The 21834-nt window shown below is 42.8% G+C and carries 23 protein-coding genes; 15 read left to right on the plus strand and 8 right to left on the minus strand.

Features of this window, described 5'->3' with window-relative positions; genetic code table 11:
- Positions 1-224: 224 nt before the first annotated feature.
- Positions 225-1016, minus strand: a complete 792-nt coding sequence (locus COP04_RS09720) for an IclR family transcriptional regulator (RefSeq protein WP_100487801.1) — start codon at positions 1014-1016, stop codon at positions 225-227.
- Positions 1017-1129: 113 nt separating this feature from the next.
- On the opposite strand from COP04_RS09720, the gene COP04_RS09725 reads away from it, so the two are divergent.
- Positions 1130-1414 (plus strand): YciI family protein, encoded by a 285-nt coding sequence (locus COP04_RS09725; protein ID WP_100487802.1) that lies wholly within the window; start codon positions 1130-1132, stop codon positions 1412-1414.
- Between the two features lie 409 nt (positions 1415-1823).
- Here COP04_RS09725 and COP04_RS09730 read toward each other — a convergent pair whose 3' ends face one another.
- Positions 1824-2801, minus strand: a complete 978-nt coding sequence (locus COP04_RS09730) for a sugar-binding transcriptional regulator (RefSeq protein WP_100487803.1) — start codon at positions 2799-2801, stop codon at positions 1824-1826.
- A 17-nt stretch (positions 2802-2818) separates the two neighbouring features.
- Positions 2819-3682: a triphosphoribosyl-dephospho-CoA synthase CitG gene (gene citG / locus COP04_RS09735; RefSeq protein ID WP_100487804.1), complete on the minus strand. Its 864-nt coding sequence runs from the start codon at positions 3680-3682 to the stop codon at positions 2819-2821.
- Positions 3683-3965: 283 nt separating this feature from the next.
- Here citG and citC point away from each other — a divergent pair, with 283 nt between their 5' ends.
- The 8 genes from citC to COP04_RS09775 all read left to right on the plus strand — a co-directional run bounded on the left by citC (position 3966) and on the right by COP04_RS09775 (position 11856).
- Positions 3966-4985: a [citrate (pro-3S)-lyase] ligase gene (citC, locus tag COP04_RS09740; protein WP_100487805.1), complete on the plus strand. Its 1020-nt coding sequence runs from the start codon at positions 3966-3968 to the stop codon at positions 4983-4985.
- A complete protein-coding gene (citD, locus tag COP04_RS09745; RefSeq protein ID WP_100487806.1) occupies positions 4985-5278 on the plus strand; it encodes a citrate lyase acyl carrier protein in 294 nt (97 codons plus the stop codon). Before citC ends, citD begins: the two co-directional genes overlap by 1 nt.
- A gap of 1 nt (position 5279) precedes the next feature.
- A complete protein-coding gene (gene citE, locus COP04_RS09750) occupies positions 5280-6158 on the plus strand; it encodes a citrate (pro-3S)-lyase subunit beta (RefSeq protein WP_100487807.1) in 879 nt (292 codons plus the stop codon).
- Positions 6159-6176: 18 nt separating this feature from the next.
- On the plus strand, positions 6177-7727 hold the full coding sequence (gene citF, locus COP04_RS09755; RefSeq protein WP_100487808.1) for a citrate lyase subunit alpha: 1551 nt from the start codon (positions 6177-6179) through the stop codon (positions 7725-7727).
- A 5-nt stretch (positions 7728-7732) separates the two neighbouring features.
- Positions 7733-8266, plus strand: a complete 534-nt coding sequence (gene citX / locus COP04_RS09760; RefSeq protein ID WP_100487809.1) for a citrate lyase holo-[acyl-carrier protein] synthase — start codon at positions 7733-7735, stop codon at positions 8264-8266.
- A 19-nt stretch (positions 8267-8285) separates the two neighbouring features.
- Positions 8286-9458 carry an NAD(P)-dependent malic enzyme gene (locus COP04_RS09765; protein WP_100487810.1) on the plus strand — a complete coding sequence of 391 codons (1173 nt, stop codon included), beginning with the start codon at positions 8286-8288 and terminating at the stop codon, positions 9456-9458.
- 277 nt (positions 9459-9735) lie between these two features.
- Positions 9736-10689 (plus strand): AEC family transporter, encoded by a 954-nt coding sequence (locus COP04_RS09770; protein WP_100487811.1) that lies wholly within the window; start codon positions 9736-9738, stop codon positions 10687-10689.
- Positions 10690-11223: 534 nt separating this feature from the next.
- A complete protein-coding gene (locus COP04_RS09775; RefSeq protein WP_100487812.1) occupies positions 11224-11856 on the plus strand; it encodes an MBL fold metallo-hydrolase in 633 nt (210 codons plus the stop codon).
- A gap of 320 nt (positions 11857-12176) precedes the next feature.
- Here the strand turns inward: COP04_RS09775 and fabF are convergent, their stop codons facing one another.
- A complete protein-coding gene (gene fabF / locus COP04_RS09780) occupies positions 12177-13415 on the minus strand; it encodes a beta-ketoacyl-ACP synthase II (protein ID WP_100487813.1) in 1239 nt (412 codons plus the stop codon).
- Positions 13416-13546: 131 nt separating this feature from the next.
- Here fabF and COP04_RS09785 point away from each other — a divergent pair, with 131 nt between their 5' ends.
- The 3 genes from COP04_RS09785 to COP04_RS09795 all read left to right on the plus strand — a co-directional run bounded on the left by COP04_RS09785 (position 13547) and on the right by COP04_RS09795 (position 15341).
- Positions 13547-14380, plus strand: coding sequence for a helix-turn-helix transcriptional regulator (locus tag COP04_RS09785; protein WP_100487814.1), 834 nt, complete (start codon positions 13547-13549; stop codon positions 14378-14380).
- Positions 14381-14394: 14 nt separating this feature from the next.
- Positions 14395-14892 carry an SDR family NAD(P)-dependent oxidoreductase gene (locus tag COP04_RS09790; RefSeq protein ID WP_100487815.1) on the plus strand — a complete coding sequence of 166 codons (498 nt, stop codon included), beginning with the start codon at positions 14395-14397 and terminating at the stop codon, positions 14890-14892.
- Positions 14893-14969: 77 nt separating this feature from the next.
- A complete protein-coding gene (locus tag COP04_RS09795; protein ID WP_100487816.1) occupies positions 14970-15341 on the plus strand; it encodes a MerR family transcriptional regulator in 372 nt (123 codons plus the stop codon).
- 53 nt (positions 15342-15394) lie between these two features.
- Here the strand turns inward: COP04_RS09795 and COP04_RS09800 are convergent, their stop codons facing one another.
- The gene (locus COP04_RS09800) at positions 15395-16153 is read right to left on the minus strand and encodes an SDR family oxidoreductase (RefSeq protein ID WP_100487817.1); all 759 of its coding nucleotides are present in this window, start codon (positions 16151-16153) and stop codon (positions 15395-15397) included.
- 372 nt (positions 16154-16525) lie between these two features.
- Between COP04_RS09800 and COP04_RS20760 the strand changes: the two genes are divergently transcribed.
- Both COP04_RS20760 and COP04_RS09810 read left to right on the plus strand, forming a co-directional pair.
- Positions 16526-16828: a GNAT family N-acetyltransferase gene (locus COP04_RS20760; RefSeq protein WP_100487818.1), complete on the plus strand. Its 303-nt coding sequence runs from the start codon at positions 16526-16528 to the stop codon at positions 16826-16828.
- A gap of 38 nt (positions 16829-16866) precedes the next feature.
- Positions 16867-17751, plus strand: a complete 885-nt coding sequence (locus COP04_RS09810) for an aminoglycoside 6-adenylyltransferase (RefSeq protein ID WP_239984822.1) — start codon at positions 16867-16869, stop codon at positions 17749-17751.
- Positions 17752-17943: 192 nt separating this feature from the next.
- Here COP04_RS09810 and COP04_RS09815 read toward each other — a convergent pair whose 3' ends face one another.
- The gene (locus tag COP04_RS09815) at positions 17944-18717 is read right to left on the minus strand and encodes a sulfite exporter TauE/SafE family protein (protein WP_100487820.1); all 774 of its coding nucleotides are present in this window, start codon (positions 18715-18717) and stop codon (positions 17944-17946) included.
- Between the two features lie 114 nt (positions 18718-18831).
- Between COP04_RS09815 and COP04_RS09820 the strand changes: the two genes are divergently transcribed.
- The gene (locus COP04_RS09820) at positions 18832-19404 is read left to right on the plus strand and encodes a TetR/AcrR family transcriptional regulator (protein WP_100487821.1); all 573 of its coding nucleotides are present in this window, start codon (positions 18832-18834) and stop codon (positions 19402-19404) included.
- 546 nt (positions 19405-19950) lie between these two features.
- On the opposite strand, the gene COP04_RS09825 is transcribed toward COP04_RS09820, so the two are convergent.
- Together COP04_RS09825 and COP04_RS09830 are read right to left on the minus strand one after the other, a co-directional pair.
- A complete protein-coding gene (locus COP04_RS09825; protein ID WP_100487822.1) occupies positions 19951-20583 on the minus strand; it encodes an NADPH-dependent F420 reductase in 633 nt (210 codons plus the stop codon).
- 17 nt (positions 20584-20600) lie between these two features.
- Positions 20601-21440 carry an aldo/keto reductase gene (locus tag COP04_RS09830; protein WP_100487823.1) on the minus strand — a complete coding sequence of 280 codons (840 nt, stop codon included), beginning with the start codon at positions 21438-21440 and terminating at the stop codon, positions 20601-20603.
- Between the last annotated feature and the right edge of the window lie 394 nt (positions 21441-21834).

Here is a 21834-nt window from a genome sequence, read left to right on the forward strand (position 1 = left end):
CACGTAATTGAGTGTGCTATTTACCCATATTACTCAAAAAGGTTTGATGCCACTGAAATTCTTGTAATTCAGCTAAAACTCGTACCAATAACACTGCCATCTATGGCCTTGATTATTATAGATAATAGAAAATCCATTATAAATGTAAAAAGTGCATTTTCAAGTGGACCGAGTTGTAAGGTAGAGCCTTTCAATAATTTTAGTTTCTAGAGGGAGTATCAAGTTCAACCAATAAAGTCAGATATTGCCTCTGTCATCTCGTTTGCATAACTAATCAATTGCTTTTTAACTGTTTTGATCTCAATATCATGTACCATCGCGCTAGGCATAAAGACTCCGAGAGACAGGATAATTTTATGGTTTCGGTCGAAAACGGGACAGGCTAAAGCAGATATTCCATGATTATACTCTCCATCACTTTCTGCAATCCCCTTTTGCCTAATCTGATTCATTTGTTCCTCTAAACGCATCGGGTCCGTCAAAGAGCGCTCGGTGTACTTTTGTAATCCTCCATTTTTCTTTATTTGATCTGTAAGTTGCTGATATTCAGAAGAGTCCAGAAATGCCAGAAAACATTTTCCCAAAGCTCCGGCAGGGATAGGAAACGTTTCTCCTACAGAAACAGTCAGCCGGACTCGGTGCAGCGGTTCATGTTTTGCCAAATACATTAATCGGTCGTGCTGTACTCTTTTCACCAGAACAGCAGTCATTCCTGTATCCTCTGACACCCGGGGCAAATATGAAATTGCTTTTTTAATAGTATGATTGACGTTCCGTGCGCGGCTGCCCAGAGCAATTAAAGAAGCTCCCAGTGAGTAGTGCCTGCTGTCTTCGTCGTAATGAACGTAACCTTTCAAGGCCAACGTCTTTAGAATGCGCATACATGTACTTTTACTGATTGCCAGTCCCTTGGCTACCTCTGTCAGTGTCGTTTCGTTATTTTCTTCGAGTGCAAGCCACTCCAAGATTTCCAGAGAAGCGTGTACCGAGGGTACGAAGTTTTCTTGGTCTTTCATTTGTTTCACCTCATCATCAAGTTCAGTTGACGCTTATTTAAAAAAAGAATATATTTAAACAGTACCATATATAAAACACAATTTCAAATATGAAACTAATGGAGGGCATATTTATGGTTATTGCAACACTTTCTTATATCAAATCTATTGAGGACGTAACACGTGCTTTACCGCAGCACAATGAATATCTGGACAAGTATTACTCAGAAAAGAAATTTATTTTTTCGGGCAGAAAAAATCCGCGTACCGGTGGAGTTATTCTAATGAATACTTCACTGGATGAAGCCAAGACGATTGCTCAGACTGATCCTTTTTATAAACACCAAATTGCTCAATATGAATTCATTGAATTTTTCCCGACGAAAAGTGACACGGGTTTTTCAAGTTTTATAAATTGAGAATTATTGCTGCTGTGCTGAAAATAGTGCATGCGTTTGAGAAGGGTATCGTGCTCTTTTTTGCATAGGAAGTAGGAGAATGATGAGCGTGCCATTGCTGCTATACAAAGCTGATAAATGATGTATTTTAGTTTGCCTTGAAAGGCCAGCTCATTCATTTTATAAAGCGACATTTGTCGCTTCTTTTTGTTGCCGAGAAACAAAAATGTACAGTGAATCCATACGATTGCATGATTTAAAACTGATTACTGATTATTGTGCCCGGAACAGTTTATCTCCAACGGATTTCGTTAAATTTGTATGCGCTTAGATCTTTGCCACCCGTAGTAAAAATTTCCGGCCAGAATAGCGGAGGATCGATCAGAGACGGAAGGACTGAAGAGACTATTTTGTGGAGGGAATAAGGAACTTAATAAGACATGTTATCCAATTGATCAATTAGATTGATGATTTTTACAGCGGTCAATTCATCTGTAATCAGCGTATTGATGAGTCCCCCTCTCAGAGCACCGATAACGGCATGCGCCTTGAATCTGTTTGTGACAACGGCCACTCTGTCTTTAATTTTTTTGATTGCCGACATGCCCACACCAAAAACTTTCTCATTGACATCAGTGGACAGAATGCGCCCGTTTTGATCAAATAAACGACCGTAGAGTGCGCCGACAGCGACGTTACTTAGTGATTCATCCTGCCGCAAGTAGTTTTTCCATAAAAAAGTTGAAAAAATAGAATCAGGTGTTCCGATACCAGTAAGCAGAATATCAATATTTTCCAGAGCGATGATGGTCTCATTGATAACCGGTTCGAGCTTTAAACTTTCCCGAACCTGATTACTCATTATGTATAAAGGTGCATACAGAAAAAGATATTTACTGTCATATTTTTCGGCTAAGCGGCGGATGAGGTCTGGCGTGTCGATGGTAACATCTCTTTTCCCCGCAGTCCCAAGAGGCTGAACAATGGTTATCGGAAGGCGATGCGGAGGATTAATATTTTGAATCGTCTGGTAGAGCGTCGCGCCCCATGTCAGTCCGACGACACTGTCCCGCGTAATTAAAGATTCTATAAAACCAGCCGCAGCCTTGGCAACGATTTGTTCTGTATCAGATGAATTGGTGTGGACGGTTCTAAGTACAATAATCTGTTTCAGATTAAATAATGACTTAATTTTACTTTCGAGAGACGTAATACGCCGTTCAGTACGGTTTATAGAAATTTCCACTATTTTAAGATCAATGGCTTCCTGAAGCATTTTTGAAATTTTGAATCGCGTCGTATTGAATTTTTCAGCAATGTCAGTTTGAGTCAGATTGTCTTTATAATATAAAATAGCAATTTTCGCCAATAGATCTCGATATTCTTCATCCTCATTTATCATGCGCATTGCTCTCCCCTTCTGCATCATCGAGAATCGAACAGTTTTCTTTGAACATCCTCTAAAAAAACAACGACTGAAAGCAGATCGGCGCTGCCTCCGGGACTGATCCCACGAACGCTGTAATCCCGATCCATTGCCTTGATTTTATCCATCCCTGCCCGGGTTTCGACAGCGCCTAGACGTAAAGCTTCTGCTGCATCTTTCTGTACTCTTTTAAGTGTATCGACATCCGCCCGGTGCAGCAGTGTTGAGTCATCACAGTTAGCCATGATACTGAGCAGCGTTCCGACCAGTCTGTCGTTCTTGGACAGATAGTGATGTTCCCTATAATAGGGCAATCCGTAGCGGAAGGCGCTGGGAACCCCTTTCGCCACTTCACCCCGGATACCGGTTATGCCGTATTTTTTATATATTTTTTCACCATAAGTAAGGTTTTTTGTCTTTGAACTGTGCATGAGTTCTTTTTCAATGAGATGAGCGGTCATCGTTTTGATCACGTCTTGCGCAGTATAAAAGTCACTATGTAAAGTATAAGTTTTTGCTACAGCGGATGCAACGATTCCCATTAGAAAGATCATACCCTTGTGGGTATTTACGTTATGAGTTGCTTCAAACATTTCTTTTTCCATTAATATGCCTATCGGCCTGATCTTGTCCAAAAGATCTTCGTCCGCAACGTCTTTTTCCAAACCGATCTGGATCATATTTTCAAAATAGGGATTAATGGACACGGTGCTGTCTATAAAAGTGTAAAAGTCCATATCAGTATGTGCGCCGCTGGAAATAGGTGAGACCAGTCCGGGGGACGGAAAACAGCTTATTTCGTAAAGCATGGCTTTCAATACGGACTGATTAATTATCTGGGCAGCAGTTAGGTTTTCATTCATGAATAAAATCCTCTTTCCTCAGCGTTCAACTCATTTTAGCTAAGCTATTTTTAATAATCAACAAAGGTTAAGACAGTGACATAGAAGAACGCCTTAACAAATGTAAATTATAACAACAAATGTATAAAAAGAAAAAGCAATTTACGGCAAAATCAATGCTTTTTAGACATGAAAATGATGATTTAAACGTTTGCTATTGATTTTTTAATTTTATGAGTCTAACATATGTTTTGTTGAAATAACATTTGTTAAATGTGGCATAAGCCGGGGGAGGTGATTTGATTTGATAACTGCTCATTATTTTGTGCAGACTTTTGATCCTACGGAAAATACGTTAAGAAAACATGAAGTCATTGACTTTTTAAAGCAACAAAACCTGGATTTCGCTTCGGGCATGCATTTTACTGTAGCCATTTATCGGGAAGAAGAATTGATTGCGACTGGGTCACTTGATAGAAATGTTTTAAAGTGTTTTGCAGTATCACCCAAATACAGACATCGTGGACTGACAAACGAGCTTGTGACGATACTGACGAAAGAAGCTGCCCAAACGAACCAGAGCCATTTGTTTATTTATACAAAGCCAAAAAATCGGCACTTGTTTGAAAGCCTCGGTTACCATGCCGTGGAAGAAGCCGATGATGTGATCTTGCTTGAGAATAAAACAAACGGTATCGCTAACTTTGCAAATCAGCTGTCACGAAATTATATATCAGGCAAGTCAATCGCCGGGATGGTGATGAACTGCAATCCATTTACAAAGGGTCATCAATATCTCATTCAGAAAGCTGCAAGTGAAAACGATGTGGTTCACTTATTTATTGTACAAGAGAATCGTTCTCTCTTTCAGACGGAGGAAAGGATCGAGATGGTCAGGCGCGGCATTGCATCTCTGGATAATGTTCATCTCCACTGTTCAGGCGACTATATTATTTCAAATGCGACCTTCCCTTCCTATTTCATTAAGGATAAGGAAACGGTGATTAAAGCGCATGCTCAACTGGATCTGAAGATCTTTGCAAAACAGATTGCTCCGGCCTTGAAAATTACCAAACGTTACGTTGGTGAAGAACCTTTCTCAAGAAAGACAGCCATTTACAATCAATTTATGCATCAGATTCTTCCAGGTTTCGGAATGGAAGTTAAGGAGATTCCGAGAAAAGCAGAAAACGGCACAGCGATATCGGCATCACATGTTCGGGAACTTTTGATGAATAATGAGATGGAAGCTGTCAGATCACTGGTCCCGACAACTACATTTGATTATTTGTGCCAGTGGAAAAAGAACAGGAGGGAACGATGATGAACATTGTGCATTCGGCGGTTGCAGGTTCATTGGAATCAAGCGATGTGATGATATCGATTGAGCCTGCAGTACAGAAGACGGTTAGCATTAATCTAAACAGCAGCGTCAAGAAACAATTTGGTGATCAAATTATGAAGGTGATTAAAAATACCTTGGATCGTCTTGGAGTTAACGGCGCAAGCCTTGAAGTTACAGATAAGGGAGCGCTGGATTGCGTGATTGAAGCGCGTGTAGAAACCGTCGTATACCGCGCAGCCGACAAAAAAAACTTTGACTGGGGGGAATATTGAGATGGAACGTCTTAGACGATCAATGATGTATGTTCCCGGCAGCAAACCTTCAATGATAAAAGACGCCACCATTTATGGGGCAGACTCCATTATGTTTGATTTGGAAGACTCTGTTTCTTTGGCAGAGAAAGACAGCGCCCGGCGTCTGGTGTACCATGCTTTAACGACGATGGATTTCGCACAAACAGAAACGGTTGTCCGTATCAATGCCCTGGATTCTGAATACGGGATGGAAGATCTGCGGGCGATGGTGCGCGCACAACCAGATGTGATCAGGTTGCCCAAAACTGAAACAGCAAAAGACGTCACAGAAGTTGAAGAAGCGATAGCTGCTATTGAAAAGGAAATTGGCCTTGAAGTGGGCACGACGAAAATGATGGCTGCCATCGAATCAGCCTTGGGCGTGCTGAATGCTTATGAAATTGCGACTGCTTCAAAGCGGCTGATGGGAATAGCCATTGGGGCAGAAGACTTTGTGACCGATATGAAGACAACGAGATCCCCGGAAGGCATTGAGCTGTCGACAGCAAGAAGCCTTGTGCTGCTGGCTGCCCGGGCAGCAAAAATCTCTGCTTTTGATACGGTTTATTCAGATGTTAACAATGAAGAGGGATTCAAGCAGGAAGCACGGCTGATCAAACAGCTTGGATTCGACGGGAAATCACTCGTTAATCCACGTCAGATCAATCTGCTGCATGAAATTTATGCACCGACTATTGAAGAAATTAACCACGCAGAGCGTGTGATCGAAGCTGCGGAGAATGCAAAGAGGAAAGGTTCAGGAGTTGTGTCGCTTAATGGAAAAATGGTTGATAAGCCTATTATTGAGCGTGCTCAACGTGTCATGATGCTGGCAAAAGCATCGGGTATCCATGCATAACAGAGGAGGACATGAATCATGGTAATGAATAGAATTGGACGCGACATACCTGAAGATATTCTGGAATCCGGACATACGGTTGCTTTTCAAGGTGCATACAATGTGGAACCGCATGGGCAGATTATATCGAAAAAAATACGAGCAACCTTTCCCGGCGAGAGTAAGAAATTAAAATCAATTCGTGAAGCCATTGTAAAAACAGGGCTGAAAGATGGAATGACTATTTCTTTTCATCACCATTTTCGTGAGGGCGACTACATCATAAAAATGGTCATGGAACAGATTAAAGCGTTGGGCATCAAAGATTTGACGATTTTTTCAAGTTCTTTAACAAATACGCATGCCTTTTTGATTGATTATATCAAAGAAGGTATTGTGACGGGCATTGAAACGAGTGGCATGCGGGGCGATCTTGGCAACGCAATTTCACACGGATTGTTGAAAAAGCCTGTTGTCATTCGTTCACACGGCGGTCGTGCCCGGGCTATCGAGGCTGGCGACAGCAAGATTGATGTCGCTTTTCTCGGCGTTCCTTGTTCAGATGACTATGGTAATGCGAACGGCACTCATGGAAAATCGGCGTGCGGTTCACTGGGATACGGTATTATTGATTCTAAATATGCGGATAAAGTTGTTTTGATTACGGATACACTGGTTCCTTATCCGAATGTTCCTGCCAGCATTTCTCAAGTAGATGTTGACTACGTGGTTGAAGTCGATGCCATCGGAGATCCGAAGGGCATTGTTTCGGGTGCGACCCGCTTCACAAAAGATCCGAAAGAACTGCTGATTGCTAAATACGCAGCTGCTGTCATTGAGGCGTCGGGCTATTTGAAACAGGACTTCTCAATCCAGACGGGCAGTGGCGGTTCAGCTCTTGCTGTAACTCGTTTTTTGGAAAATAAAATGAAGGAAGATAAGATTACAGCCAGCTTTGGTCTTGGGGGCATAACCGGTCAGTTTGTTGATCTCTATGAAAAAGGCCTGGTTAAGAAGTTATTTGACGTTCAGGGATTTGATCTGAAGGCAGTTGAGTCAATAGGTAAAAATGAAGGCCATGTAGAAATTGATGCCTCACTTTATGCTAACCCGCATAATAGCGGCTGTATTGCCAATAAGCTGGATATTGTTATTCTCAGTGCTCTGGAGATCGATAAGGATTTCAATGTTAACGTCATTACAGGATCTGACGGCGTGCTGCGAGGAGCTTCCGGCGGACACTGTGATACCGCGGCTGGAGCGAAGCTCACTATGATTGTTTCACCGCTGGTCAGGGGCCGTATCCCGACAGTTGTTAAACGCGTTAATACAGTCATTACTCCGGGCGAATCAGTTGATGTTCTCGTTACTGAACGCGGTGTAGCAGTAAATCCGGAAAATAAAGAACTGGCTCAGAAATTGAAGGATTTTGGTAACGTTCCCGTTTTCTCGATTGAAGAACTGTATGAAAAGGCTATTTCAATAACCGGCGAACCGGAATCAATTCAATATGATGACCAAGTTGTTGGCGTGGTTGAGTATCGTGATGGATCGATCATCGATGTGATTCGGAAGGTGAAGGAGGACTGATTAACATGGCAGTTAATCAGCGTATCCATGAGATTCTAGACGGCCGGGAGGCTCGTGCGCGGGAAATTGCGCAGCTGAATGAGAGAAACGGTGGAACCGTAATTTCCTTTACGGTTAATTTTCCCGGCCCCGATAAATTAACCCGCCAGGCAGAATTTATTTTTAAAGCTGGCATGCGGGCTATTGAGGAAAAATTAAATGTCCGACTTTGCAAAAAAAATGTGCGGTTTTCCGGGTACGAAGCTTTTTTTGTCACTGCTTTCTCCGCGGTTGATGCGAAAAAAGCACTGGTCGAGCTTGAGGACAGCCACTTGCTTGGCAGGTTATTTGATATTGATGTGTTTGAAAAGGATCTGACGAAGTTAAGCCGGGATGACCTGGCGCTGCCCAAAAGAAAGTGCCTTCTCTGTGACAGGCCCGCTGTTGCCTGCGGACGAAGCCGAAGACACAGCGTGGAAGAGTTAATAGAAGAGATTAATCACAAGGTTGATGTGTTTGAAAAGAGGAAGACCATTGAAGTTTTGAATGACCCAATTTAATAATAAGGGAGGAGTCATCATGACGGTAGGAAAAGAAGAAATATTGGAACTTCATAAAAAGAAGACAGGCCTGTTGAGTATCCATTCTGAGTTCCACATAAAAAATAAAACAGATCTCGGTATGGCGTACACACCTGGCGTGGCTGATGTCTGCAAAGAGATATCCGCGCATGAGGAAGAGGCGGACATCTATACCATGAAAGGTAAGACGCTTGCCGTGATTACCGATGGATCTGCAGTTCTTGGACTGGGAAATATTGGCCCGAAGGCGGGGCTTCCAGTTGTTGAAGGCAAATCGCTCATTTATAAAGAACTGGCTGGAGTTAATGCCATTCCGCTCTGCATTAATCAAGTCGGTGCCGAAAATATTGTCAATTCGATCAAAAATCTGGCTGGCAGTTTCGGGGGTATCCATCTGGAGGATATCAAGGCTCCAGACTGTTTCACCATTGAAGAACAATTAAAAAAAGAATTAAGCATACCCGTTTATCATGATGACCAGCATGGCACCGCAATCGCAGTACTGGCAGCTTTGTATAATGCGGCTAAAGTTGTCAATAAGCCGTTTGAAACATTAAAAGTCGTTATAAATGGTGCAGGTGCCTCTGGTATAGCGACGGCTAAGTTGCTTCAGAAAGCTGGTATTGACCAAATTGTGATGGTCGATGTAAATGGAGCTTTAGTTGCCGGTGATGAAAAGCTGAATTTTGCGCAGCAGGCGATTGCAAAGTCAACGAATCCGGAAGGGAAATCAGGGAAACTTGAAGAAGTCATCGCCGATCAAGATGTTTTTATTGGATTGTCGGTGTCCCATGTTTTGACAAAAGAAATGGTCGAAAAGATGGCTAAAGACGCTATTATTTTTGCTCTGGCTAATCCGCGTCCCGAGATTCTTCCGGAAGATGCTTACGCGGGCGGTGCAAGGATCGTTGCAACGGGTGGTTCGAATTATCCGAACCAGATTAATAATATTCTGGTTTTTCCAGGTTTGTTCAAGGGTCTGCTTGATGCCAAGGCTACCGATCTTACCGATGAACTAAAAATTATAGTTGCACAGCAGATTGCCGAGATGATAAAAGATCCGGTAGAAGAAAAAATAATTCCCGGAATATTTGATGGAGGGGTTGTGGAACTCGTTTCAAAGATTGTTTTTGAATCCCTCAGAAAACAACCAGTACAGAAATTTGATTAACGCTGTTCAAGGATTCGCTTGGCATTTTGCAAGGGCTTGATGGCATTTAGGCAGACAAAGAAAGTAAATGGCTTGTTCAGAAAGAAATTACATTAAAAATTAACTTTTTGAGATCGGGTCGTAAGGATGTAATCCCTACGCCATGCTTTTCTGTTTATTTGAAAATGTGTACAGAAATAGAGACTGGTTAGGGATTAAAGAAGACAAGAATGGAAAAGGTGAACGATATTCAAAACTGATAAATTTGAAATCCAAGTGGGGATCAGGAGGAAATATAATGGCTTTTTGGAATTCCATAGAAAGCGTCGTCACTATTCTCATTATCATGGCATTGGGTTATTTTATATCCGCCAAAGGGATATTTGAAAAGGACTTTGGGAGCAGTATTTCCTGGTTGGTCACGAGAGTGGCACTGCCAGCTTCTGTTTTTATTAATGTCATTAAATTTTTTACAAAACAGAAACTGATCGCTCTATCCGGTGATCTGATCTGGCCGATTATCGCTATCGCTATTACTTACGTGATCGCCTTTTTCTGTTCAAAAATGCTTCGGACGAGGCAAGGGCGAGTCGGCATATTCAGAACTTCTTTTGCCAATGCAAACACGCTTTTTATTGGCTTGCCGATCAATATCGCGCTTTTCGGAATGAAAAGTTTGCCATATCTTCTCGTTTATTATATCGTCAACACTCTTTCTCTCTGGACATTCGGTGCCTATATGATAGCAAGAGACGGTCTGGGAAAGGACATGCATACGCACAAGACATCAGCAAAGACCATCATTTCGAAATTGTTGCCACCTCCTATTCTGGGCTTCATCGTTGCGATTATTTTCATCTTTGTTGGGATACCAGTCCCAAATTTCGCTAATTCGACGTTAAATTATGTGGGAGGCTTGGTTACACCGCTGTCACTAATTTTCATCGGCATCACTTTGTTTAAAGCAGGGTTGAAGAGCATTCACTTTGATAAGGACACAATTGGCGTCATACTCGGACGGTTTGTTATCTCGCCTCTTGTGTTGGCACTTGTCGTTTTACCGGTGCCGATGCCTTCCGTTCTGCGACAGACACTCATTGTTCAGTCTGCTACGCCAACGCCGACAGTCACACCGATTCTTGCAAAAGATGCGACTGCCGATGTTGAGTTTGCAACGAACACGGTCACGACAACTTCGATTCTGTTCATCATTGTTGTTCCAATTATTATGCAACTGATTAATTACATCTAATCAGTAGATGTTTGAAATAATAGGAGTGGAGAACTGAACGGTGACTGGTTTTGGGTGATGAAGTGTTTTAAAACCCGGCGTCAGTTTCTTTAAAGTCTGCCATCTTCAAAAGGGAACATATCGACAATATTATTGATTATTTTATATAGGAAGAACCCCTTGACCCAATTCAGTCGAGGGGTTCTTCTTTTGTTTCCGAACTCCGGCAAGACCCGGTCTTTGGCCAGGAGCTCCATTCTTTTTTTGATTTTTTAACGTGCTGATGAGGTTTGCCAGCGGAAAAATTTCTGGCTTTATTTTTACTTATCGACCAGCTGAATGATAAAATAAATATGTGAAGAAAATGAGTGTCTGCAACGGAATCGAGTTAAAGGTTTCAATCGTAATTACCACTTAGAAAATTATCATTTGCGGGAAAGCTGCCCTTACCGAGGATGCACCATTTGTATTACTGGCCTAAATTTTAAAAACCTTCGCTGTCTTTTTCTGAACGGTCAGTTTCGCAAAGAAATCTGGAAAAAATGGAGTGATTTTATGAAATTGATTACATGTCCGGTGGGCCCGATTCATGCCAACTGTTATATATTAGAAGATGAAAAAACGAACGATGCACTGATCATTGATCCCGGTGATGAATTTGATAAAATCGAGTCGATTATTATTGAAGGGAAGCTTCACCCTTTGGCTGTGTTGCTGACACATGCACATTTTGATCATATTGGTGCTTTGGATGAGGTGCGCGATCAATGGAAAATCCCGGCTTATTTGCATCGAAATGAATCGTACTGGCTGCACGATGCGCAGATGAATGGTTCAGCTTATTTTCAGGTGACGGGGCCCATTCATACTCGTCCGGCGGAAAAACTATTGAAGGGAGAACAGAAAATGACGATTGGTCCTTTTTCGTTTACCGTTCTGGAAACAGCAGGTCATTCTCCGGGTGGCGTTTCTTTCTATTTCGAGGATGACCGGACCGTTTTTTCAGGAGATACGCTTTTTAATGGCAGTATCGGCCGATCCGACGGATTTGGAGCGGACGGTGAGCAGCTACTTCAGAGTATTCGCGACAAACTGCTGACTCTTCCTGAGGATACTCATCTCTGTCCGGGGCACGGCCGGGCGTCAACGATCGGGAATGAGGCGCATACAAATCCTTTTCTGATATAAGCGATCCAGTCTTGTTCACAGTAATTCCAATCTTTCATATCATTCACTATTTTGATGCAGTAACGGTATGACCGTGTATATTTGTTTTTCGACGAGTTCAGCTTTTATTAGAAAATTAAACAGAATAAACCAAGACAAAGTTGCTGAAAACTTCTAAAAAAGGAAAACTGATGAGAAAAGGCCATTCTTTTTTCTCACCAGTTCTTTTTATTGACGCCACTCATTTCTGCGGGGAAAGTCTCATTTCACGACTGAGAGCCAAGATCAAAAATCTGTCAACTAAGACAGAGACTTGGGTCCGGATAAAAATTAGTATTGTATTAGGACAAATATTTTTTCATGACAAGAACAGCATTATGCCCGCCGAACCCGAAAGAGTTGGAGAGTCCAATAGTCAGGTCCTGTTTCCGCGCGACATTTGCAGTGTAATCCAGATCACAGTCAGGATCTGCTTTTTCCTGATTAATAGTCGGAGGGATGATGTCTTCCTGAAGACTTTTAACAAGGGCAATGGCTTCCACGCCGCCCGTTGCCCCGAGCATATGTCCGGTCATCGATTTGTTTGCCGTGACCGGAATGTCATATGCTTTTTTTCCAAACAGATGCTTGATGGCTGAGGTTTCGGAAAAATCACCCGGTTTCGTACTGGTCGCATGCGCACTGATTACGTCGACTGCGTCCGCTGATACTCCGGCATCGTCCAGGGCTTTTTTCATCGCCAGGTACGCGCCTTTTCCTTCGGGGTCAGGGGCAACCATATTATACGCATCTGAGCTGGCACCGTAGCCGATGATCTCGGCATAAATAGATGCCTTTCTGTTCAGAGCATGGGTCAATGACTCCAGAATAAGAATGCCCGCGCCTTCAGCCATGACAAAACCATCTCTTTCTGCGTCAAACGGCCGGCTCGCTTCCTCAGGATGATCGTTTCTTGAGGAGAGCGCAGTCGCATTTTCGAAGCCTGCCAATGAAAGATCTGTGACCGCGGCTTCTGTTCCACCGGCGAACATGACATCCACTTCACCGCCGCGGATCAGCTTAAATGCTTCGCCAATCGACGTATTGCCAATCGCGCAGGCAGTTACGGGTGACATGGAGGGACCCAATGCCTGCCACTTGATACTGATTTCGGCAGCCGCCATATTGGCGATCATCGTTGGCACGAGCATCGGACTGACTCTTCGCGGACCGCGCTCACGTAACTTTTCGGCGTTGTTGAGTAAGGTCTGAATCCCGCCAATTCCCGAACCGACATAAACGCCGAGCCGGTCCTGTTCAACCATGCCAAAGTCAAGCTGAGCGCCATTCCAAGCCTGTGCAGCGGCCGCAAGTGCATAATGACAGAAGGGATCCAGCTTTCTTGCGTCTTTTTTTCCAATCACTTCCGTCGCATTGAAATTCTTCACAAGACCTGCGATTTTCGTTTTATATGAATCCGTATCGAAAGTATCTATTTTTCGAATACCTGATTTTCCGGCAACTAAATGATCCCAGAATGTGTCCACATCGTTTCCAATCGGCGAAACGACACCCATTCCTGTAATGACAACTCTTTCCAACCGTGATTCCCCCTCGTAAAAGAAACTGATGATCTGTTTCTTCCATTCTTGCACTTTTGTCTATCCTATTACAAGTTGCCGTTTATACTGGTATAATAGGTAACAGAGTAACACGTAAGGAGAATGAATGGATGAGTGAGGAAACAAGACACGAAGCACTTTCAAGTTTTTTAAGAAAGAAACGCGCTGTAATTTCACCCCAATCCGCCGGTTTTCCAATCGGAGTCAGGCGCCGGACGCCCGGACTCAGACGGGAAGAAATCGCGCAGTTGGCTGGTGTCAGTACGACCTGGTATACCTGGCTTGAACAGGGCAGGGATATCAAGGTGTCGTCAGCAGTACTGGATAGTATTGCTTCTGCTTTGAGACTGACTGAAGACGAGCGAACATATGTATACAATCTCGCGCTTGATGTGAATGCAAAGCTCGTGCAGAAAAAAACGGTGCTGACGGAGATAAGCCCGTCCGTGAAGACGATATTAAAAGCGCTGAATTACTGCCCGGCTGTCGTAACCGATCGATACTGTCAGATTGTCGGATGGAATCGTGCTGCTGCTTATGTCTTTCTTGATTTCAAGGAGATACCGATGGAACAACGCAATCTGATTCGTCTGCTGTTTACCAGAAAAGAACTAAAGTCCCTTGCCGTGAATTGGGAACACTTTGTCAGAGGATTTCTGGCTATCTTCCGTGTTTATTACGGACGGTACGTCGAGGATGAGTGGTACAAACGGTTTATTGACAACATGAGCATGCTGCATCCAGAATTTCAGTCACTTTGGATGCAGAGCGAAGTCAACACTGCGCCAGATGTACTGATTGAGTTCCGACATTCAAAAGCCGGTAAAATGGAATTTAATCTGACATCCCTTGAGGTACAAGGAGACGCTGACTTGCGTCTCAGTGTTTATACACCGGTGCCTGGAACGACGACAGAGGGAAAACTAAGAGAATTTATGCACTAATCAGATGGTTTTAGTTGATTGCCTATGGAAGAAGAGAAGGTGCCCTTAAGGAGGCAGCATTTAAACTAAGCGGTGATATTCATTGGGCTCGTGCGGATGTCAGTAATCGAATGGATGTTGAGAAAACAGTTCAATCGGTCGTTGAGCATAGTGGAGCTATCGATATTCTTGTCACTAACGCAGGAACAGGGGGGCTTGCTTATGCAGTCTCAAAGTCCGGTCTGCACGGACTTACATTTGCATCGGCACGCGAACCGAGTAAAGACGGCATAACCGTAAACGCTATTGCCCCGGGACTCATTACTGAAACAAATTTTTTTGATGACAAATTAACGGATGAACGCTTAAGCCAAATGGTGGCACAAATACCGGCAGACCGTGCAGGTCAACCCAACGACATTGTCTCAGCGGTTTGGTATTTAGCCTCTCCGGATGCTTCATTTATTAACGGGGAGATTCTGAATGTTAATGGCGATGGTTGTTTGGAAGATAACTACATAACCGGAGCTTGACTAATAATCATGAATCATTCAGTGTTAAATCGAATATAAGAAATTTAGTCAACATGTCAGAAAAGGGGATATGAGCTATGACGATGTCTGTCAAAGAAGTTTCCGATATTTTACGTATGCCAATGTCGACCATTCGCTTTTATGACAAAAAAGGGCTTCTTCCATTTATAGCAAGAGACGAAAATGGCTACAGACGTTTTGAAGAAGAAGACCTCTTTTGGTTGGAACTCGTCAGGTGCATGCGGTCGACCGGAATGTCCATTGATACCCTAAAACATGTAGCGTTGCTGCATATGAAGGGGCCGGAAACAATTGGCGAAAGGGAACAAATTTTTAATCATCAGAAGAAGCGACTCAGAGATGAACAAAAGCGAATAGATGAAGCAATTGCCAAGATTGATAAAAAATTAGATATACTGAAGGAAATGAAAATAGAATTCTCCAAATAAAAAAGAGACTTTAAAAAGCCCTTTTAACAGTGATGATTGAATCCCATCTCTACTTATCTAGTAGTATATCCGCCATTGGCAAAGATGATCTGTCCGTTAATCCACCAGCCATCGAGCGCTAGAAATTTAATTAATGGCGCGATATCCTCAATTTTTGTTAACTGATTGTGTAAAGCCTGCGATTTGTGGAAGGCGATCGTCTCATCCGTTTCCTGCGCATAAAAGAAAGGCGTATCCATTGGCCCCGGAGCAACGGCATTGACCGATATACCTCTTGGCATGAATTCCTTAGATGCAGCACGGGTATATTCCTCGACAGGTGCCTTACTGCCGGCATATGTTGAATAATCTCCGGTGTAGCCGGCTAAGAGTGAGGTTGCTAAGGTAATGATTTTACCATTGTCGTTCATCCGTTTCTCGGCTTCTTTAATAAAGAAATAGGCAACTTTATTATTAATTTTGTCCATCACATCAAAATCATTTTCGGACGTCTCAGCAATCGGCTGACGAAGTACTTTCCCCACGGTGTTGATCGCAACATCAACTTTTCCAAATGTTTTCACCGCAAAGTCGAACAGTTCCGTCACTTTACCCACATGCGTTAAATCCGCTTGAAAAAGAGCACCTTGTCCGCCGTTATCATTCACTGTCCGCAATGTTTCTTCAGCTTCTGTTTTCGTTGAATCGCTGTGGTAATGAATCATCACTTTGGCCCCTTCTTCAGCAAAAGTTTTACTCAGCAGCCCGCCCAGATTTTTAGCCCCTCCGCTAATCACAACTACTTTATCCTTCAGTGAATCAAATTTTGCCATCCATAGGACCCCCTAACATTTTGTACGGATAGTATAAACCTTAAAGTAGACTTTCAAGCAAGGGTAATATTTGCTTTGCAAATGGAGCTAATATCGGGACTGTTTGTGTTATTCGACAGGTCTACTGGAATATTATCTGATCCAGTAACAGCTAATTTTTGGGCCGTGAATCGCCATGATTATATTAAAATAATAGTACGGAAGGCTTATAATAAAAGTGGAAATCACCTGACAACAAAATATTAGGGAGATGACTATGAAAAAATTTCTTGACGAAGTACCCTCGTCAGCAGACTTTTTTGATTTGTATCAATTAACCGGGCCGGGTGGAATGATGATCAAACATATAGTCAGGAACAGCTTCATCATGCAATGAGTAATAGCTGGTACACCCTGAGCGTTTACGATGAGGGCAAACTTATAGGCTTTGGGCACATTATTTCTGATGGCGTGTATCAGTCATTTCTCTCCGATCTGATTGTTGCACCAGAATACAGGCAGGAAGGAATTGGAACCGAAATAGTTCAGAGATTAATCAATCACTGCAGATTAAATGGAGTAAGCTGGATACAATTGTCCTGTGCAAAGGGTAAACAGTCATTTTATGAAAGATTTGGTTTTAAAGCGCGTCCAGTTGATGCCCCAGGGATGCAAATGTTCTTAAACAAGGAATGAAAAATTATTTTCGCCAAATCTATTTTTGAAGGAGCGGCATGATGCGAACTGAAAAAGAAATGTTTGATTTAATAATGGGGGTCGCAAAGAGAGATTCCAGAATTAGAGCTGTTTATATGAACGGTTCCCGGGCAAATCCTAACGTTAAAAAAGATATTTTTCAGGATTATGACATCGTTTATGTGGTGACAGAAACGTCATCCTTTTTGAGCGATGAGCGTTGGATCAGCGGTTTTGGTGAGCCCATCATCATCCAGGAACCCGATAGACTGGATAAACTGCTGGGAAGAATCGTCGATTTTAAAAATAGTTATATGTATCTGATGCAGTTTACGGATGGAAATCGAATCGACTTGCATCTTCAAACGATCGATGCGCTGAAAAAAGAATACGGAACGGATAAATTAACTGTTCCACTGCTTGATAAAGACAACTGTTTGCAGCAGCTTCCTAAGCCATCCGATGAAGAATTTTGGGTAAAAAAACCTACATATGGACAATATATCAGTTGCTGTAACAACTTTTGGTGGGTAGCGCCCTATTGTGCAAAAGGGCTTTGGCGGCAGGAAATTCTTTATATGGTAGACGTCATGAATAGTTATGTGCGGCCGGAATTATTAACCATGCTTTGCTGGTACGCGGGCATTAAAACAGAATTTAAAGTCAGCATGGGCAAAGCAAATAAACTTTTAGTTGACTATCTGGATTCAGATGTATGGACAAGATTGATGAAAACATATAACATGAGCGGCTATGAATTTTCGTGGCATGCGTTATTCATAACCTGTGAACTGTTTGCAGCGTTTGCACCTAAAGTAGGTCATGTATTTGACTATGAATATAGTTCTGATGAAGCTGAGAGAAGTTTTGCTTTTATCAGGCATATTAAGGAATTACCGAAGGATGCGACCGGAATATACTAACAGCCTTATCACTTTTTTATGTTTGCCAAATCGCCTTATGAATACGACGAATCAATACAAAAGTGAAGAAAATCGACGGAACCAGTGTAAGAATCAACATAACTCAAGCAAGAATCGACACAACTAACATAAGAATCAACATGAATCTGGACAGTATCCCTTCCTAAAAGTCGGTCCGTGACGCCAATATCGTCAAAAGATTAGGGTCAGGCCCATGATGAATATAAGCAGGAACATAACAGGCTGTAAAATGCGTTCTAACAACTTTTTATTCATATGTTTCAACAGTATTGGCCCAATTAAAGCGCCTGTTATTGTACCGATGAGCAGTAGTCCAACCAAGACCCAGTCAATATTTCCTAAACCAAGGTGCATCAGAAAACCGACAATTGACAGGCCGGTCAGTACGAATACGGACGTGCCTACACTTTCCATCATGCTGCACCCCATAACAAACAAACCTGCAACAATGGGACCTCCGCCGCTCAACCCGAGCAGTCCGCACATAACGCCGCCTAAAATGCCAAAAGCTACGGCCATTACTATTTTCCAGATAGGGACGGACGCTTGGCGGTCCGCTGACTCTGCACCTTTTTTCCGATTCTTGAAAGAAGAGGCGAGCATCTGGATACTCATAATGACAAAAATAATGCCGGCGATTTTATTGTACCAGAGCGGGGGAATAATATCGGACAGATAGACTCCCAGCAGAACCCCAGCTATTCCCCCCATAATCATATATTTACCTAATTTCAGATTGACGTTTCCTGCTTTCCAGTGACTATAGGCACCTGTTGCTGTGGTAGGGATCATCGTGGCCAGAGAAGTTGACGCGGCAACTTCGGGAGAAACATGGAATAAAGTCATTAGGATGCCTACGTAAATGGCTCCGCCCCCTCCGCCAAGCGATACAATGAATACACCGACGAAAAGGCCTACTAGTGGCAGAGCAATATAATTTAACATTAATCTTCCTCCAAATGTGTATTGATATAAAATACAATGATTAGTATAATACTAATCAAATTAGTTTACAATTTGATTGCTTATTCCTATGATTGACGAAGGAGGCAATTTTGTATGCAAAAAAGAAACTTAACGAAAGACAAAATTATCCAGGAAAGTGCCCAGCTCGCTGAAAAAATAGGGATTGAGAACTTATCATTAAAAAAAGTTGCCGAACATTTGCACATTAGTTCTCCTTCACTCTATAACCATATTAAAGATCTGAACGACTTGAAGATTGGACTATCTCTGCTTCTTATGAAACATTTGGGTGAAAGAATCGGAGCCGCCACGATCGGCCGATCGGCAGGAGAAGCCATCATGGCCATGGCTCAGGCTTATTATTCTTTTGCCAAGGAGAACCCGGAGCTTTATAAAACGATTTTGTGGATGCCCTATCTGAACAAAGAGATTCTTGAAAGGGGCAAACATCTGTCACAAATGGTTAACTTGAACTTTCAGGCCTATGGTCTGAATCACGAGCAGACAACTCATAAAGCACGCGAACTAAGAAGCATGATGCATGGATTTATATCTCTAGAACATGCCGGTTATTTCAAAAACGATGTGGCTGTCAGTGAAAGCTATGAGAGAATGATCAAAGATTTTATTAATCAATTGGGAAAAAGGTCCAAGACTCAGCAATAAACGTTTTCTTTCGTTGGGCGATGCTGGATACGCGGGGAATGACGCTGTCCAGACCAGCTTTGAAAATATGATTCTGGCTTTCGTCCATCAAGGACATGCAAAAAAAGACCTGATAATAATTATTCCAAAGGGATCATGAATATTATTTTAGAGGGACCATCTAAGATGACAAGTATAGGAAGCATGCATCTGAGAGTTCAAATATAAGGGGAAACCTTGTCTCCCATATTCGATACTTCTTGAAGATATTCCGAATGCCACCCGCAGAGCGGTAGGCTTTTAAACGTATTTGAACTAATTTTTTGTGCCCACTTTATTGACAGAAGTCCAAGGCGAACCGAATCGCTGCGTATTCGAACCGAAATCCGGAAAAAAATCGAATCAATCGAATCAAATAAAATTAGTATATCGGCCGATTCGGGGGATTCCCTTAAGCATTCTACGGATCGTTCAACGGACAGTACACAAGTCGATATTTTATAATTTCCCAGAAAACAAAAAAGACACCTCCCAATTGGGTGATGCCTTTCGACTTGATTTTAAGTATCAGCCTTTGGCTTCCTCCAGCAATCTGACCAGTTTTTCACGGTTGCCCTTTGCACAATAGGCGGGTGTTCCATTTTGGAACCGAAAGCCTTCATGAAGTGCTCCGGCGTCATACACGTCAAAGCCAATCGACTGAAGCAAATCCGTGACGGTTTTTTTTGCTGCCGCATCATCTCCGGCAATCGGGAGTGTCCGGCGTTGCGGATCGTTTTCCGGCCGGGCGGTTGTTTCAATTTCTGTTGCAAAAATTGAATTAAATGCTTTAACTACATGGGATTGGGGCAGGTGCTTTGCTGTCAATTCACTGGTCGTTGTCGAACCGTTATCCAGTTCCTTTATGCGGCCGTCCCGCTGTGGATAGTAATTCATTGTATCAATCACCGTTTTTCCGGCCATGGCTTCAACCGGAACTTTCGGAAGAGCAAACAATGGGACAGTGACGACTACAATTTCCCCTTCACGCGCGGCCTGTTCCGCTGTAGCAGCCGTTGCCTGCGGGCCGAGTTCCTGGACTAGATCTGATAAAGTTTCCGGTCCGCGCGAATTTGACATCACGACTGTGTGCCCGGCTTTAATAAAGCATCTTGCTACCGTTTTACCGATATTACCGCTGCCAATAAAACTGATCTTCATTTTGAACGCCTCTTTTTTTAAAATTCCTCATACCTCGAAGGATCTTGATCAAAAGTTCGGCCATCCGGGCGGTTCAGTGCGCCGATCGTCTGTATCTCCGCTTCACTTAACGCAAAATCAAACAGAGACAGATTTTCCAGCTGACGCTTCGGGGAAGAAGATTTCGGTAATGGAAGCGCGCCAAGCTGAAAATGCCAGCGTAAAATAATTTGCGGAATCGATTTGTGATGATTCTCAGCAATTTTCTTGATGCTTTCATCGTGGAGCAGATGATTAGCCCGCCCCAGCGGACTCCACGACTCAGTGATGATTCCATGCTCCTGATCCCATGCCCGCTGTTTCTCTTGTGAAAAATAGGGATGCATCTCCACCTGATTCACGCTCGGCGTTACACCAGTTTCATTGATAATTCGTTCCAGATGCTCTGGCAAGAAATTGCAGACACCGATGGACCGGATCAAGCCCCATTTTTTGGCATCAATAAGTGCCTTCCAAGCTTCAACATAGAGATCTTTGCTTGGATTGGGCCAGTGAATCAGATACAGGTCGTAATAATCAAGACTGGCACGATATAGAGATTCCTGGATCGTCGTCAACGCTTCATCGTAGGAATGATGCCGCCCCGGCAGTTTTGATGTGATGCGAAGCTGTTCGCGCGGTACGGAACTTCTGCGAATAGCCTCACCCAATGCGCCCTCATTCTCATAATTGAATGCAGAGTCAAGCAAACGATACCCGGTATCGATGGCGCTGACGATTGAGTTAACACCCGCTGCTCCGTTCAATTGGTAAGTACCGAAACCTACGGCTGGAAGTGTCAGCCCATCATTTAGTGTAATTTCAGGAATCGAATTCAATCTGATCGCTCTCCTTTTTTATCCACCACAAGTTTAGCATTCCGTACTATTTGTGTCGAAGGAAATAGCTTTAATATGCTCTTTTTTAGTTCTGTATCATATATTAACGCGTTTGCGCGAAGAATTCGAAGCTTCCAAAAGCAGAAAATGGTTAGTAATGTTTGAACTTTAGAACATTCATGGTTTCGCAATTCTGCAGCATTGAAGGTTTGGTTTCTATCGGCTTTCTTCTGATTGATGGTCGACAGCAATCCTATTCTGTAAAAATGTACATAGCTTCTGCATTGAAATATAACCGCACATCATAAATTTGGATAAAATCAGCGGAGCTTCCGGTAAAAACTCATGCGGCTCAATCAGTTTCCCATCAGTTTGCTGATGCATAAAATGATAT

It is taken from the genome of Sporolactobacillus pectinivorans (assembly GCF_002802965.1).
Classification (GTDB): domain Bacteria; phylum Bacillota; class Bacilli; order Bacillales; family Sporolactobacillaceae; genus Sporolactobacillus; species Sporolactobacillus pectinivorans.

What these genes read in the sequence shown, in the direction of transcription:
- COP04_RS09720 (WP_100487801.1), bottom strand. Translation starts at nt 1,016, where the DNA reads ATGAAAGACCAAGAAAACTTCGTACCCTCGGTACACGCTTCTCTGGAA.
- COP04_RS09725 (WP_100487802.1), top strand. Translation starts at nt 1,130, where the DNA reads ATGGTTATTGCAACACTTTCTTATATCAAATCTATTGAGGACGTAACA.
- COP04_RS09730 (WP_100487803.1), bottom strand. Translation starts at nt 2,801, where the DNA reads ATGCGCATGATAAATGAGGATGAAGAATATCGAGATCTATTGGCGAAA.
- citG (WP_100487804.1), bottom strand. Translation starts at nt 3,682, where the DNA reads ATGAATGAAAACCTAACTGCTGCCCAGATAATTAATCAGTCCGTATTG.
- citD (WP_100487806.1), top strand. Translation starts at nt 4,985, where the DNA reads ATGAACATTGTGCATTCGGCGGTTGCAGGTTCATTGGAATCAAGCGAT.
- citE (WP_100487807.1), top strand. Translation starts at nt 5,280, where the DNA reads ATGGAACGTCTTAGACGATCAATGATGTATGTTCCCGGCAGCAAACCT.
- citF (WP_100487808.1), top strand. Translation starts at nt 6,177, where the DNA reads ATGGTAATGAATAGAATTGGACGCGACATACCTGAAGATATTCTGGAA.
- citX (WP_100487809.1), top strand. Translation starts at nt 7,733, where the DNA reads ATGGCAGTTAATCAGCGTATCCATGAGATTCTAGACGGCCGGGAGGCT.
- COP04_RS09765 (WP_100487810.1), top strand. Translation starts at nt 8,286, where the DNA reads ATGACGGTAGGAAAAGAAGAAATATTGGAACTTCATAAAAAGAAGACA.
- COP04_RS09770 (WP_100487811.1), top strand. Translation starts at nt 9,736, where the DNA reads ATGGCTTTTTGGAATTCCATAGAAAGCGTCGTCACTATTCTCATTATC.
- COP04_RS09775 (WP_100487812.1), top strand. Translation starts at nt 11,224, where the DNA reads ATGAAATTGATTACATGTCCGGTGGGCCCGATTCATGCCAACTGTTAT.
- COP04_RS09785 (WP_100487814.1), top strand. Translation starts at nt 13,547, where the DNA reads ATGAGTGAGGAAACAAGACACGAAGCACTTTCAAGTTTTTTAAGAAAG.
- COP04_RS09795 (WP_100487816.1), top strand. Translation starts at nt 14,970, where the DNA reads ATGACGATGTCTGTCAAAGAAGTTTCCGATATTTTACGTATGCCAATG.
- COP04_RS09800 (WP_100487817.1), bottom strand. Translation starts at nt 16,153, where the DNA reads ATGGCAAAATTTGATTCACTGAAGGATAAAGTAGTTGTGATTAGCGGA.
- COP04_RS20760 (WP_100487818.1), top strand. Translation starts at nt 16,526, where the DNA reads ATGAGTAATAGCTGGTACACCCTGAGCGTTTACGATGAGGGCAAACTT.
- COP04_RS09810 (WP_239984822.1), top strand. Translation starts at nt 16,867, where the DNA reads ATGATGCGAACTGAAAAAGAAATGTTTGATTTAATAATGGGGGTCGCA.
- COP04_RS09815 (WP_100487820.1), bottom strand. Translation starts at nt 18,717, where the DNA reads ATGTTAAATTATATTGCTCTGCCACTAGTAGGCCTTTTCGTCGGTGTA.
- COP04_RS09820 (WP_100487821.1), top strand. Translation starts at nt 18,832, where the DNA reads ATGCAAAAAAGAAACTTAACGAAAGACAAAATTATCCAGGAAAGTGCC.
- COP04_RS09825 (WP_100487822.1), bottom strand. Translation starts at nt 20,583, where the DNA reads ATGAAGATCAGTTTTATTGGCAGCGGTAATATCGGTAAAACGGTAGCA.